The following is a 12,893-nucleotide window of genomic DNA, read 5'->3' on the forward strand; positions in this document are numbered from 1 at the left end:
CGGCGCGGTTAGTCCAAGTCGCGGTGCGGGCAAATTCGTACCTAGGTATGAATAGCGCCGTGGTCGCTCGCGGTGAACAATGATCGCGCATTGGCCGCGCGCGGCGCGGCGGGAAGGAGCCCGACCAATGGCGCAATCCTTTGATTTTCTCGGCGCGCGGGGCAATCGCCTCTCCGGACTTGTCGATCGTCCTGCGGTGACGCCGCGCGGATGGGCGATTTTCGCCCACTGCTTCACCTGCGGCAAGGACAGCCTTGCTGCGGTGCGGATTGCGCGCGCACTCGCGCGGCAGGGTATCGGTGTGCTGCGGTTTGACTTTGCCGGACTTGGCTCGAGCGAAGGCGCGTTCGGCGAAACCCGCTTCGCGGATAATGCCGACGACCTGATCGCGGCCGACGTGGCTATGGAAGCGGCGGGCATGCTGCCCACACTCCTTATCGGCCACAGCTTTGGAGGGGCGGCAGCACTTGCCGCCGCCGGCGCGATGCCGGGGATCAGGGCAGTCGCAACGATTGCAGCACCCGCAGAGGTCCGCCATGTGCTGCACCTCGTCGACCCGGCGAGCCTGGAACGGATCGACGCCGAGGGACGCGCCGACGTCCTCCTCGCCGGCCGGCACTTCTCGCTCGATCGCAGCTTCGTTGCGGACGCTCGTCAGCAGGATTTGCTGCCCCGCGTCGCGGCGCTGCACCGGCCGCTCCTGATTCTCCATGCCCCTCGCGACGAACTCGTCGGCATCGACAACGCCTCGGCGCTGTTCGGTGCCGCGAAGCATCCCAAGAGCTTTGTCTCGCTCGGCGAAGCGGATCATCTTCTCACCGGTCCCGGTGATGCGGAATTCGCTGCGGCGATGATTGCCGCGTGGGCGCCTCGATATTTGCCAATCCTGGAGGCCGACCTGGAAGCGCCCGACGGCGGCGGCGTTGTCGCCGAAGAAACTCTTGGCGGCAAATTCCAGCTGGCGATGCGGAGTGGTTCGCACAGCTTCTTCGCCGACGAACCGATTTCCGAAGGTGGACTAGATTCCGGGTTGGCGCCCTATGAACTGGTATCGGCAGGGCTGGCAGCCTGCACGACGATGACGATGCGTCTTTATGCCGATCGCAAGGGCTTTGGGCTTGGCAAAGCGAGGACGATCGTAACGCATGACAAGCGCAGCGGCCAAACCCCGGAAGACGTGTTCACGCGAACGATCGAGCTCGAAGGTAGTTTGTCGGAGGAGGAGCGCGAAAAGATCCTGGCGATCGCGGAGCGGTGCCCCATAGATCTAACGCTGGTCCGCGGATCGGAAGTCGTCACGCGCATGGCTGCCGGGCGATACTGACGACGCACCGAACTCCAATCAGGGATGTCGGCAGACTCTCCCGGGTGATTCTTACTCAGCGTAGTGCCAAATCCGCCGGCCGTCCCAGCGCTCCGAAGTGAAACGTTTATGGTTGAAAGGAGGGCGCAGCTTTGTCGGCATTCGCTCTGCCGTGAAGGATGAACGCCTTGTCGATTTTGAACACAAGATCGCAAAATGCCTCGCTGAAGCTCAAACAAATACGGGCCGAAAAACGGGTATTTTCACTGAAGATCGACACAATGTCATTGTTTCACAACGACTTAATTTTCTCGAAAAACACCTGCCGCCCCAGCCAGCCGGTGCTTAAGTTCTTAATTTTGCTGGCTTGATGAGAATCGCCAGTCAAAATTGTGCACCTAAGTGTGCCAATCGGCTGACGGCCACGGTCGGACCGGTGAGGCGGTGGGCAGGGTCAGGGCTCAATGGTGCCGAGTATTGCGACAACAGCAAGGATGCTGGCCGCCGCGCTCGCTTCAAACGCAAGGCTGCGGCGAACTGCCGCCCGCGAAGGCCCGTCATATGAGGTGGAAAGTGCCGGGGAAAAACGCCAGCGGTTGAGGGCTGCCAGCACGAGCATGCCTGCAAAAAGCAGTAGCTTGGCGATGAGCAGATACCCATAAGTGGAGCGGAGCATGCTGCCGGCCCGTTCGAGGCCCACGATCATTTCGAAGTTGATCATGCCGGTTGCTGCGATCGCGATGACGCAACCGGTGCCGACCGGCGCGAAGCGTTCGAGACTTCGCGCCGCCATGTGAGACCTCGGCTGCCCAACACCATCGGCTGCCGGGCGGAGAAGAATGAGGAATGCGGCGATGGCACCGAGCCATATCCCCGCCGCGATCATGTGGAGGGCATCGGCGGTGCGATGGATGGTTCCGGGGAGCCCCTCGCTGGCGGCGGCATGACCAGACCAGACGAGGCTGGCAAGGGCGGTTGCCGATGCGAGCGCCAACATGAGGCCTGCGCCTGGCGGGCGCCTGCGGAGCTGCCCGGCAGCTATGATTGCCACACCCAGCGCCAGAATTCTTACGATCCATGCTTTGCCGACATCGGTTTCGGTCGCCATCGAGACGAACATCGCCGGCGCGACATCGCTGATAGCGACGCCCTGCATACTCGCGGTGAGGGCTAGCATCCCAGCAAGCGACGTAAGTAAGCCGAAGCCACACAGCCAAGGCTGCGCGACCGCGAGCTCGGCGGAAATGCCGGTGGCGTCATCATCGAGGCCGCGAACCGCATAAAGCGGAAAGGCGGCCAGCCCCACGATCAACATCAGGTCCGCGAACAGGAGGAACCTGATGCCGATCATGAGGATATCGGCCATTGTCCTATTTCACAGTGAAGCTGAATTCGCTGCCCATGCGGTGCGTATCGGCGCCAGCGGCCGACCATTTGACCTTGTAGGTGCCGGGGACGAGGGCGCGTTTCGGGGTGAGCGTCATTGACTTGCCGTCCTTACCCATCGCAGAGCCGATGGCGATCTTCATCGGCGGGTGATCGGCCATGCCGGGCATGCCGGTCATCACCAGTTCGGCCTTGACGGTCGAGGCGATCAGCTTTTCGCTGAATTTGAGCTGGATCGAGGTCACCTTGGTGACCTTGGCATTCGCTGCGGGGGTCGATGCCACGAGTTTGGCATGCGCGAGCGCGGCCGTCGGCGAAAGTGCCAACGCCGCGGCGGCCGCCAGCCCGGCGAGCGGGGAGAGGGAAAGCTTGATCATAAAAGGCTCCAATCGGATGGTCTTGCTGCTAATACGCATGGTGATACCGCAGCCCTCAAAGAAACAGATCGGGGCGGTTTCGGGAGAGGATGAGGGGTGCCGCGTTCGCGTGCGTATCGCTTTCTGGAAGGACCGGTGAAAAGGGTATGGACGAAGAGCTTCGGAAACTGAATGTGGGCGCGTTGCCGTCGGCGCTCGACGCGCTCGACGACCGCGTGCTCCTCGCGCTCTCCGTCCGCAAGGCCGAAGCTGCTGCGACGCGCCGCCTGATGGCGGTTGCGGCGCTGTTTTCGCTTGGTGGCGGAATGGTCGCAGGTAGCGTGTTCGTGCCGAGCGCGGTTGCGGCGAGCCCGCTGACGCCGCTGATCCCCGCGAGCCCGCTGGCGCCCTCGGCGATATTGGACGCGCGCTGATGACCGCCGCACGCCGGGTAGCAATCATCGGGTTCATCGCGTTCGTGGCGGCGCTCGCCGGCGTTTTTGTCGGCCGATTGCTCGTCGATGCACCGAAGCCGAGCGAGACCGAGCTGCATGCGCTGCTGCACCGCGAGCTGACGCTCACCGCCGAACAGGAGAAGCGGCTGCAGGCGATAGAGGCACGATATTCCGGGCGACGCGAAGCGCTCGAACTCGAAATGCGGGCGTCGAACATCCGTCTGGCGCAGGCAATCGAGGCCGAGCATGGCTATGGTCCGCGCGTGACCAAGGCGATCGACGAGACGCATGAGGTGATGGGCGAATTGCAGAAGGAGACGCTGCGCCATCTGTTCGCAATGCGCAGCGTTCTCGATCGCGATCAGGCTGCAATGTTCGACAAGGTTGTGGTCAAGGCGCTGACCGCCGATGCGAGGTGACGGGCGATCTGTCGCAATGCAGCGACCGCGATCTCGCGGCGCTCGCCCTTTCCGGTCGGCAGGATGCGTATCGCGAGTTTCTGGCGCGCTATAAGGCTGCCGTCTTTCGCCTGATCCGCAGCAATGTCGGCGACGAGAATGAGGCGATGGACCTGACGCAGGAAAGCTTTGTCGCCGGCTTCGCGGCGCTTGGCCGTTATGATGGCGAGCGACCATTCCGCGTCTGGATCTCGCGTATTGCGCTCAACAAATGCCGCGACTGGGCGCGCCGCCGCGCGGTCCGATCCTTCTTCACGCGCGCGCTTCCTCTTGAAGCCGCGTACGACGTCGCCGGTGAGGGACCAACTGTCGAAGCGGAGGCTGCCGACCGCGCCCAGTTGGCCCGGGTACGGAAGGCGATCGCCGATCTGCCGTCCAATCTTCGCGAAGTCATCGTATTGCGCGGCGTAGAGGAACTCAGCCAGTCCGAGGCGGCGGAGATGCTGGGCGTCAGCGAGAAGGCGATCGAGACGCGCCTCTATCGTGCGCGCGGCAGGCTGCGTGAGTTGCTCGGCGAATGAGGGACGCATGGGGTGCGTGCGTATGGCTATACAGGTTTGACAGGAAGAAACGGGATTATGCAGATCGATCGGCGGCGATTCATTGGCGCGGCAGCAGGCGGCGGGGCGGCGGCGGCGCTTGCCGCATGGATGCCGGCATGGGCGCAGCCGGTTTCGGCGGGCCTGAAAGCCCAATTGCCGACCGTGTCCGGCGAGGACATCACGCTGCGGATCGCGCGCCAGACGATGCGCGTCGACGGCAAGGTTGCCCGCGCGATCGGGATCAACGGGACGATTCCCGGCCCGCTGATCCGCCTGAGGGAAGGGCAAAAGGCGCGGCTGACGGTGGTCAACGAGCTGGACGAAGACAGCTCGATCCACTGGCACGGACTGATCCTGCCGTTTCACATGGACGGGGTTCCCGGGGTCAGCTTCCCCGGCATCAAGCCGCGCTCGACCTTCGTTTACGAGTTCCCGATCGTCCAGGCCGGCACCTATTGGTACCACAGCCATTCGGGACTGCAGGAACAGATCGGCCATTATGGCCCGATCGTCATCGACCCGAAGGATGCCGACCCCGTCGGTTATGACCGCGAGCATGTGATCGTGCTGTCGGATCATAGCCGCCTGTCGCCCGAGGCGATCTTCCGCAAACTCAAGGTCAATCCCGGCCACTTCAACATGCAGCGCCAGACGCTTGGCGGATTACTGACCGGCGAGGATCAGTCGCTGAAGGAGCGGGTCGAGTGGGGCGCGATGCGCATGGACCCCACCGACGTTGCCGACGTCAACGGCTCGACCTATACCTTCCTCGTCAACGGCCACGGGCCACGCGACAACTGGACGGCGCTATTCGCGCCCGGCGAGCGGGTGCGGCTGCGCATCGTCAATGCCTCGGCGATGTCGATCTTCAATGTCCGCATTCCGGGCCTGCGGATGTCGATCGTCCAAGCCGACGGCCTCAATGTCGTGCCGTTGCCGGTCGACGAGTTCCAGATCGGCGTCGCGGAAACCTATGACGTGATCGTCAACCCGGTCGAGGATCGCGCTTACAGCTTCATCGCCGAAGTCAACGACCGGTCGGGCATGGCGCGCGCGACGCTGGCGCCGCGCGCCGGGATGGCGGCCGAGGTTCCGCCGCTGCGCAAGCGTCCGCTCGCGACGATGAAGGACATGGGCATGGGCGCGATGGGCGGCAGCGGCGATGCGTCGTGCACTGAGGAGCACGCCGCGATGGGGCATTGCACCCCCGCCGCCGATGCGGGCGCCGACCATGCGGCGATGGGGCATGGCGCGGGCGGGATGAACCACAGCATGCGCGACTTCGACGTCGCGCCGCAGGTCAAGCGCGACCCGAGCGTCCAGTCGATCTCGCCGATGCCCGTCGACCGCATGGGCGAGCCGGGGCAGGGGCTGGAGGACGTCGGGCACAAGGTGATGACCTACCGCGACCTCGTCGCGCTCGAGCGCAACCCCGACGTGCGTGCGCCGAGCCGCTCGCTCGACATCCATCTGACGGGGAATATGGAACGCTTCATGTGGTCGTTCGACGGCGTGAAGATGTCCGACCATCACGAGCCGATCCCCTTCATCGAGGGCGAACGCGTGCGCGTGAACCTGATCAACGATTCGATGATGGTCCACCCGATCCACCTCCACGGCCATTTCTTCGAGCTGGTGACGGGGAAGGGCGACCGCGCACCGCGCAAGCATACCGTGATCGTCCAGCCCGGCGGCATCGCGACCTTCGACTTTACCGCCGACGCGCTCGGCGACTGGGCGTTTCATTGCCACCTGCTCTATCACATGCACGCCGGGATGATGCGCGTTGTCAGCGTCCGTCCGAAGGAGGACGCAGCATGATGCGCGCATCGCTGCTGCTGGCGGGCATCGCCGTCATGGCTGTCGCAACTCCGGCTGCTGCCCAGTCGGGCCATGGCTCGCACGGCAGCGCGCCCTCGGCGCCGGCTGCGGACAAACCGATGTCGATGGACCATGGCGACGGCGCACAGATGGATATGGCGCCGTCGGCAACCTGCACGGCGGAGCATGCGGCGATGGGGCATTGCGTGCCGGAGGCGGAGGACCCGGCCGCACCCGAGGCGCCTGCCGGTCCGGCCTGTCCGCCCGAACATGCGGCGATGGGCCATTGCACGCCTGCAGCGCCGGCACCGACTGCGGCTTCCGGTGCGGTCGGGACCGACCTTCCGCCCGGTGACGCGCCGGCGCCCCCCGTTCCGGACGACTGGTATGCCGACCGCCTCTATCCGAAAGGCGAGATGGAACATTCGCGCCATGTGATGATGGAAGAGAGCGGCGGCCTGACGACGGCCTTCCTCAGCTTCAATCTCGCCGAATATCAGGCCCGCAAGGGGCGTGACGGCTATCGCTGGGACGCCGAGGGCTGGTACGGCGGCGACATTAATCGCCTCACGATCAAGAGCGAAGGCGAAGGCGCCTTCGGCGAAGCCATCGAAAACGCCGAAACGCAATTGCTCTACAGCCGCGCGGTCGGTCCCTATTTCAATCTGCAGGCCGGCGTACGCCAGGATGCGGGGCATGGCCCCGACCGCACCTATGCTACCGTAGGCTTTGAAGGCCTCGCTCCCTATTGGTTCGAGGTCGAGGGGGCGCTGTTCCTGTCCAACAAGGGCGACGTTTCGGGCCGGATCGAGGGTTATTATGACCAGCGCATCACCCAGAAGCTGATCCTGCAGCCGATGGCCGAGCTTAATTTCGCGGTGCAGGACGTGCCTGAAAGCGGCATCGGGTCGGGGCTATCGGACATGGAGCTCGGGCTTCGCTTCCGCTACGAGATCGTCAGGGAGTTCGCCCCCTATGTCGGGGTCGAATGGGCTCGAAAATTGGGCGATACGGCACGCTTTGCGCGCGCCGCCGGCGAGGGCGCGAGCGGCGTCAGCTTTGTCATGGGTGTCAGAGCCTGGTTCTGATCGATTTGCGAAAAGCCAAGGTCTAGCGGCCGCGTTTCGAAGTTCGAGACGCGGCCGTTTTGTTGATGTGCGAGTCGCGCGAGGGTCGACCGGCCCGGGTGTCCGTGCCGATGTCGAGCGCGGCATGCTCGTAATAAAATTTCAAAATTCACAGGTGCGGGAAAAAAATGAACACCAGATGAGGGGTGAGGCTTTCCGATGCGTATTTGTTACGGGACTGTGTCTAGTTCATACGTAACTAAGATATTGAAAAAACGAGAAATTTATTGTTGACCTGTATATACAATTGATGCTCTCTCGCATGATGCAAAGCCAAAAAGGGGGTTTCGCCATGACGATCAGGACAACATTGCTGGCCGGCGCCGCTGCCGTCGCCTGCCTCTCCACACCAGTTTTCGCCCAGACCGATGTCGTGCCGGATACGGGCGCCGAGAGCGCCGGATCGGGCAGCGACATCGTCGTGACAGGATCGCGCATTCGGCGTCAGGACCTCGCGGGCGTGGGCCCCGCGACCGTCGTCTCGGCCGAGCAGATCGAAAACACCGGCGTCGTGAACATTGAAACCGTGCTCCAGCGCCTGCCGGCCAACGCGGGCTTCGCAGGCAACCAGTCGTCGGCCTACTGGACGAACAACGGCTATGGCACGGCGCAGGTCAACCTGCGCGGCCTTGGCATCAAGCGCACCCTCGTGTTGCTTAACGGCCGCCGTCTTGTCGCGGGCGGCACGGGCGCCAACTCGTCGCCCGACCTCAATATGATCCCGGTCGCAGCGCTTGCGCGGACCGACGTGCTGAAGGACGGCGCATCGGCAATTTACGGCGCGGACGCGATGGCCGGCGTGGTCAATCTCGTCACCCGGACCGACTATGAAGGGCTGGGCCTCAGCGTCCGTCAGGGCCTTACCGAAAAGGGCGACGGGTCCGATTTCACCGCAGACCTGCTATGGGGCATCCGCAACGACCGCGGCGGCTTCATGGCCGCGGTCACCTACCAGAAGACCAAGGCCGTCAACATGGCGAGCCGTGCACCCTGTTCGCTTGCCGAAACGACGCCGGGGCAATTGTCCTGCGTCAACAGCGCCTCGACGATCGGCGGCCGCGCAGTGCTGCCCAACGGCCAGCAGATCAACTTCAACCAGGTCCCCGGCGGCAACGGGAATTTCTTCGAGCCGTACAGCGCCGCGAAGCATAATTTCAATTCGAACCCGTTCCTCAACGCGGTCAGCCCGGTCGAACGCGTGAGCACGGCCTTCTTCGCCGACTATGATCTGACCGACAGCATCGAGGCGTTTGGCGAATTTCTCTATACCTTCCGCAAATCGAACCAGATCGCGACGCCGGGGACGCTGCGCAATCTTTCGATCGCGGCGAGCAATCCGACGAACCCGACGGGCCAAAATATCGTCCTTGTTCAACGCCGCCTCGCCGAACCCGGGCCGCGCCAGTTCTTCCAGGAAACCGACACCTGGCAGGGGACCTTCGGGCTGCGCGGCAAGCTGTCGAACAATTGGGCGTGGGAAGTCGCGGGGAGTTTCGGGCGCAACACCGCGGTCGATGGCTCGACCAATATCGCCAATCTCGAGCGCGTCGCGAACACGCTCGACACGACCAAATGCAGCCTCGCAGCCGGGGCGTCCGTCCCGTGCGGCGACTATCTGGGCTTCGGCGACCTGACGCCGCAGGTGCTCGACTATATCCTGTTCACCTCGCGCGACCGCGGAGGAAACGAACTGGCGACCTTTACCGCCGATCTCAACGGCGATCTGTTCAAGCTGCCTGCGGGACCCGTGTCGTTCGCGGCGGGCGTCGTCTATCGCAAGGAAAAGGGCTGGCGCGATCCCGATCCGCTGACCGTGCTCGGTGTCGCCAACACCAACCAGCAAAGCCCGATTTCGGGGAAAAGCGTTGCGAAGGAAGCCTATCTCGAGCTTTCGGTGCCGATTTTGGCCGACACGCCTTTCTTCCAGGCGCTCACCGCGGGCGGCGCGGTGCGCTATTCCGACTATGATCTGTTCGGCAACGACTGGAACTACAAGGCGACGCTCGACTGGGTCATCAACGACAGCATTCGTCTGCGCGGCACCTATGGCACCGGTTTTCGCATCCCCAACGTCCCCGAGCTCTTCGGCGGCGTGTCCGAAGGCAATCTGACGACGACCGATCCCTGCTCGCGCTATTCGACGAGCGGCAATGCGACGCTGATCGCAAACTGCCAAGCCTCGGGCGTGCCTGCGAACTATGTCCAGCTCGGCACGACGATCCTGACCACGGTCGGCGGCAACCAGAATCTGAAACCCGAAAGCTCGACGACCTGGACCGTTGGTACGGTGATCTCGCCGAAAGGGCTGGTCCCCGGCCTGTCGCTGACCGCCGACTGGTTCGACATCAAGATCAAGGACGCGATCCGCGCGATCCCGGGTTCGACCAAGCTCTCGGTCTGCTATGCGAGCCAGAATCTGTCGCACCCCTTCTGCGACGATTTCACGCGCAGCACGCTGACCGGCGAAGTCACCTACCTGTCGGCGCAGCCGATCAACACCGGACGCGAGGAAATGAACGGGCTCGACCTCGGGTTGGTCTATGCCGGCGGGATCGGAGCGGTGAACATCTCGCTCGACATGAATGCCACTTACCTCAACAAATATGTCGTCAATCCCTTCCCGGGCGGCGCGCCGATCTTCTTCGACGGCTTCATCGGCGGCGGCAACGGCGGCTATCCGAGGTGGCGCGGCTATGGTGTTCTGACGGCGGAAAAGGACGGTATCAGCGCGACCTGGTCGACGCAGTGGGTCGGCAAGGCGACCGACTTCAACGCCTCGCCGGGCGAGATCGGCTACCGGACGCCGAACGTCTTCTATCATAACGTCCAGCTCGCCTGGGAAATCGACGAGAAGACGCGCTTCCAGCTCGGGGTCGACAATCTCTTCGATCGCAAGGCGCCCTATATCCAGAGCTTCACCGATGCGAATACCGACACGATGACCTATGACCTGCTCGGTCGCCGCTTCTATGTCGGTTTCCGCACCGCGTTCTGAGGATATCGACGATGGCAATCCGCTGGCCGCTTCTCGTTCGGCGAACGCATAAATGGCTGGCCCTTGTGGTCGGCGTCCAGGCGCTGCTCTGGACGCTGACCGGCATGTATATGGTCGCCGTCCATATCGACATCATCCACGGGGACAATCTGGTCCGTCCGCCGATCGAGAAGCCCTTCGACCTGTCGCGTCTGGCCGAGCCGTCGCAAGTGATCGCAGCGGCGCCGGGTGTGTCGGAGGTGCGCCTGCAGCGATACTTCGGCGCAACGGTGTGGCGTGCGGAGACGCCCGAGGGACCACGCCTGTTCGATGCGGTGACGGCGCGGCCGCTGCCCAAGCCCAACGAGGCGCAGATCCGGGCGCTCGCAAAGCGGATTTATACAGGTGACGGAAAGATCGTCTCGGTCAAACTGTTGACCGAAGCCCGGCAGGAAATGCAGTCGCGCAAGCCGCCTTATTGGCAGGTCGAGTTCGACGGATGGAACCGGCCGACGCTCTATCTGTCGCCCGCAACGGGCGAGCTCATCTCGCGGCGCCATGCGCTCTGGCGCGTCTTCGATTTCGCCTGGATGCTACACATCATGGATTATGACGAGCGCACCGACGTCAACAATCCGCTGCTCCGCATCGCGACATGGAGCACCTTCGCCATGGCTGTGATGGGGGCATGGCTGCTGATCTGGTCCTTCCCGCGCCGCAAGAGGAAGAAGGCATGAAAAAGTTTCGCCTGACGCCGCTGTTCTTCCGCCGCGTCCATAAATGGGTCGGCCTGATCCTTGGCCTGCAATTCCTTCTCTGGGCACTCAGCGGCTCGGTGATGGCGCTGCTCGACAAAGACAAGGTCGGCGGCCATGGCGGCGGCATGAGCCATGCGCATCCGTTGCCTGCCGGCGACTATGCCGCGCTTGCAAAGCTGCCGGATGGCGAGCCTGTCCATGGACTGGTGCTCCGCGATCTCGGTGCGCGGCCCGTCTATGAAGTTCACAGCCCGAAGGGCGTCCAGCTGGTCGACGCAACGAGCGGTGAGCATATCCGCGTCGATCAGGATATGGCGCGCGAGATTGCGTCGATGATGAACGAGGCGCCGATCCGCTCGGTCAATGTCCTGTCGAAACCGAATCTGGAGGCGCGCGATTTCAAGGGGCCGATGTGGCGGGTCGACTTCGCCGATGAAGAGAATAGCAGCGCCTATGTCTCGCTCGATACCGCACGCTTCCTCGTCATGCGCGGTGACACCTGGCGAACGTGGGATTTCTTCTGGATGCTCCACAACATGGATTATGTGAACCGGAAAAGCTTCAACCACCCGTTGATCATCTTCGTTGCGTTCGGTGCACTGTGGCTGTCGGGAACGGGCTTCTATCTGTTGTTCAAAAGCTTCAGCCGCGCCGACTTTCGTTGGCTCCGCCGTCGCCGCAAGCCGGTGGTGGTGACACGAAGCGCCATCTGACCGTTCAGTCGTCGATCGAGAAGGCCGCTGACAGTTCGAACCGCGTTCCGGGGTGGGTGAGCCATGCGTGCGACACCAGTCGCCCGCGGCTCCAGGTTTGCCGCGTCATCCGCAGCACCGGCTCTCCCGCTTCGAGGCCGAGCATCGCGCGGACTCGCTCGTCGGGCATCATCGCGCAGACCCGATGCTCGACGCGTTCGAGCGGCGCGATGCGCGTGAGATATTCGTTGGGCGTCGTCGCGGTAAAATCCATGTCGCCATAGTGGGGGGCGATCGATGCTAGGACGACACGTTCCTCGAGCTGGATCGGAAATTCGGCCTCATGGTGAACGATGATCGAATGGAACATCTTTGTCCCAACAGGGACCGCAAGCAAGGGCGCGCTCTCCGCGTTCGCACGTTCAGCGATGTTCTGGATGACGCGAGCGCGGTAGACGTGGCCCCGCTCGCGAATCTCATCGGCGATGTTGCGGATCTCGATCATCTGCCCGATGGGTTTGGGTTCGGCGATAAAGGATCCGATTCCCGCCCGGCGAACGATGACGCCTGCGGCCTGAAGCTCGCGCAGGGCCCGGTTTGCCGTCATGCGCGACACGTTGAATTGGTCGACGAGTTCCGCCTCGGAGGGAACACGGTCGCCGGCTCTCAATCGGCCGTCACGGACGGCGTCCGAGATAGATTGTTTGATAATCGCATAGCGGGGCGACGGATGTTCAGCTTTGCGAGCGCCAACTTCTGCAATTCTGGCGGATTCCGGAGCCGTTTGTCCGGCCGAGCCATGTGACACAAATGAAGAGGAACTCATCAGTCGTATATACAGGTCGGAACCGGAGAAATCCAACCCACTTCAAGGGCTTTCCCGCTGTGATCTCTCGCATAGCCAAGCAGGTCGATTTTCAATCTCTGCTTCTTCGCATTGGGTACCAAAAGCTGTCGGTCCGCAATCGGCCAGCTTCGCGCGGCGTAGATCGCTTGCTAGTTGTGTTTCTTGGTGCCTGGC

Annotated in this window: 13 protein-coding genes; 10 read left to right on the forward strand and 3 right to left on the reverse strand. The window is 63.1% G+C overall.

What is annotated here, in order from left to right:
- Positions 1–127: 127 nt before the first annotated feature.
- A complete protein-coding gene (locus GGC65_RS17495; RefSeq protein ID WP_192648327.1) occupies positions 128–1,324 on the forward strand; it encodes an alpha/beta fold hydrolase in 1,197 nt (398 codons plus the stop codon).
- A 97-nt stretch (positions 1,325–1,421) separates the two neighbouring features.
- On the forward strand, positions 1,422–1,652 hold the full coding sequence (locus tag GGC65_RS17500) for a hypothetical protein (RefSeq protein WP_192648328.1): 231 nt from the start codon (positions 1,422–1,424) through the stop codon (positions 1,650–1,652).
- 105 nt (positions 1,653–1,757) lie between these two features.
- On the opposite strand, the gene copD is transcribed toward GGC65_RS17500, so the two are convergent.
- Both copD and copC read right to left on the reverse strand, forming a co-directional pair.
- Positions 1,758–2,669 (reverse strand): copper homeostasis membrane protein CopD, encoded by a 912-nt coding sequence (copD, locus tag GGC65_RS17505; RefSeq protein WP_192648329.1) that lies wholly within the window; start codon positions 2,667–2,669, stop codon positions 1,758–1,760.
- 4 nt (positions 2,670–2,673) lie between these two features.
- Positions 2,674–3,066: a copper homeostasis periplasmic binding protein CopC gene (gene copC / locus GGC65_RS17510; protein ID WP_192648330.1), complete on the reverse strand. Its 393-nt coding sequence runs from the start codon at positions 3,064–3,066 to the stop codon at positions 2,674–2,676.
- Between the two features lie 146 nt (positions 3,067–3,212).
- Between copC and GGC65_RS17515 the strand changes: the two genes are divergently transcribed.
- The 8 genes from GGC65_RS17515 (at position 3,213) to GGC65_RS17550 (ending at position 11,893) form a co-directional block, all read left to right on the forward strand.
- A complete protein-coding gene (locus GGC65_RS17515) occupies positions 3,213–3,479 on the forward strand; it encodes a hypothetical protein (protein ID WP_192648331.1) in 267 nt (88 codons plus the stop codon).
- Positions 3,479–3,919, forward strand: coding sequence for a periplasmic heavy metal sensor (locus GGC65_RS17520; RefSeq protein ID WP_192648332.1), 441 nt, complete (start codon positions 3,479–3,481; stop codon positions 3,917–3,919). The genes GGC65_RS17515 and GGC65_RS17520 overlap by 1 nt, the downstream gene beginning before the upstream one ends.
- On the forward strand, positions 3,916–4,479 hold the full coding sequence (locus GGC65_RS17525; protein ID WP_192648333.1) for an RNA polymerase sigma factor: 564 nt from the start codon (positions 3,916–3,918) through the stop codon (positions 4,477–4,479). Before GGC65_RS17520 ends, GGC65_RS17525 begins: the two co-directional genes overlap by 4 nt.
- A 57-nt stretch (positions 4,480–4,536) precedes the next feature.
- A complete protein-coding gene (locus GGC65_RS17530) occupies positions 4,537–6,321 on the forward strand; it encodes a copper resistance system multicopper oxidase (protein WP_192648334.1) in 1,785 nt (594 codons plus the stop codon).
- Positions 6,318–7,409, forward strand: coding sequence for a copper resistance protein B (locus tag GGC65_RS17535; protein ID WP_192648335.1), 1,092 nt, complete (start codon positions 6,318–6,320; stop codon positions 7,407–7,409). The genes GGC65_RS17530 and GGC65_RS17535 overlap by 4 nt, the downstream gene beginning before the upstream one ends.
- Before the next feature lie 331 nt (positions 7,410–7,740).
- The gene (locus tag GGC65_RS17540; protein ID WP_192648336.1) at positions 7,741–10,443 is read left to right on the forward strand and encodes a TonB-dependent receptor domain-containing protein; all 2,703 of its coding nucleotides are present in this window, start codon (positions 7,741–7,743) and stop codon (positions 10,441–10,443) included.
- Between the two features lie 11 nt (positions 10,444–10,454).
- Positions 10,455–11,159, forward strand: coding sequence for a PepSY domain-containing protein (locus tag GGC65_RS17545; protein ID WP_192648337.1), 705 nt, complete (start codon positions 10,455–10,457; stop codon positions 11,157–11,159).
- Positions 11,156–11,893: a PepSY domain-containing protein gene (locus GGC65_RS17550; RefSeq protein WP_192648338.1), complete on the forward strand. Its 738-nt coding sequence runs from the start codon at positions 11,156–11,158 to the stop codon at positions 11,891–11,893. The genes GGC65_RS17545 and GGC65_RS17550 overlap by 4 nt, the downstream gene beginning before the upstream one ends.
- A 4-nt stretch (positions 11,894–11,897) precedes the next feature.
- Here the strand turns inward: GGC65_RS17550 and hutC are convergent, their stop codons facing one another.
- Positions 11,898–12,734 carry a histidine utilization repressor gene (hutC, locus tag GGC65_RS17555; protein ID WP_225940880.1) on the reverse strand — a complete coding sequence of 279 codons (837 nt, stop codon included), beginning with the start codon at positions 12,732–12,734 and terminating at the stop codon, positions 11,898–11,900.
- Positions 12,735–12,893: the final 159 nt, after the last annotated feature.

Origin of the sequence: Sphingopyxis sp. OAS728 (assembly GCF_014873485.1) — a bacterium.
In the GTDB taxonomy this organism is placed as follows: Bacteria; Pseudomonadota; Alphaproteobacteria; order Sphingomonadales; family Sphingomonadaceae; genus Sphingopyxis.

Excerpts from the sequence above, each read along its gene's own strand:
- GGC65_RS17520 (WP_192648332.1), top strand. The coding sequence starts at position 3,479 with ATGACCGCCGCACGCCGGGTAGCAATCATCGGGTTCATCGCGTTCGTG.
- GGC65_RS17540 (WP_192648336.1), top strand. The coding sequence starts at position 7,741 with ATGACGATCAGGACAACATTGCTGGCCGGCGCCGCTGCCGTCGCCTGC.
- GGC65_RS17495 (WP_192648327.1), top strand. The coding sequence starts at position 128 with ATGGCGCAATCCTTTGATTTTCTCGGCGCGCGGGGCAATCGCCTCTCC.
- copD (WP_192648329.1), bottom strand. The coding sequence starts at position 2,669 with ATGGCCGATATCCTCATGATCGGCATCAGGTTCCTCCTGTTCGCGGAC.
- GGC65_RS17550 (WP_192648338.1), top strand. The coding sequence starts at position 11,156 with ATGAAAAAGTTTCGCCTGACGCCGCTGTTCTTCCGCCGCGTCCATAAA.
- GGC65_RS17530 (WP_192648334.1), top strand. The coding sequence starts at position 4,537 with ATGCAGATCGATCGGCGGCGATTCATTGGCGCGGCAGCAGGCGGCGGG.
- GGC65_RS17545 (WP_192648337.1), top strand. The coding sequence starts at position 10,455 with ATGGCAATCCGCTGGCCGCTTCTCGTTCGGCGAACGCATAAATGGCTG.
- copC (WP_192648330.1), bottom strand. The coding sequence starts at position 3,066 with ATGATCAAGCTTTCCCTCTCCCCGCTCGCCGGGCTGGCGGCCGCCGCG.
- GGC65_RS17535 (WP_192648335.1), top strand. The coding sequence starts at position 6,318 with ATGATGCGCGCATCGCTGCTGCTGGCGGGCATCGCCGTCATGGCTGTC.
- GGC65_RS17515 (WP_192648331.1), top strand. The coding sequence starts at position 3,213 with ATGGACGAAGAGCTTCGGAAACTGAATGTGGGCGCGTTGCCGTCGGCG.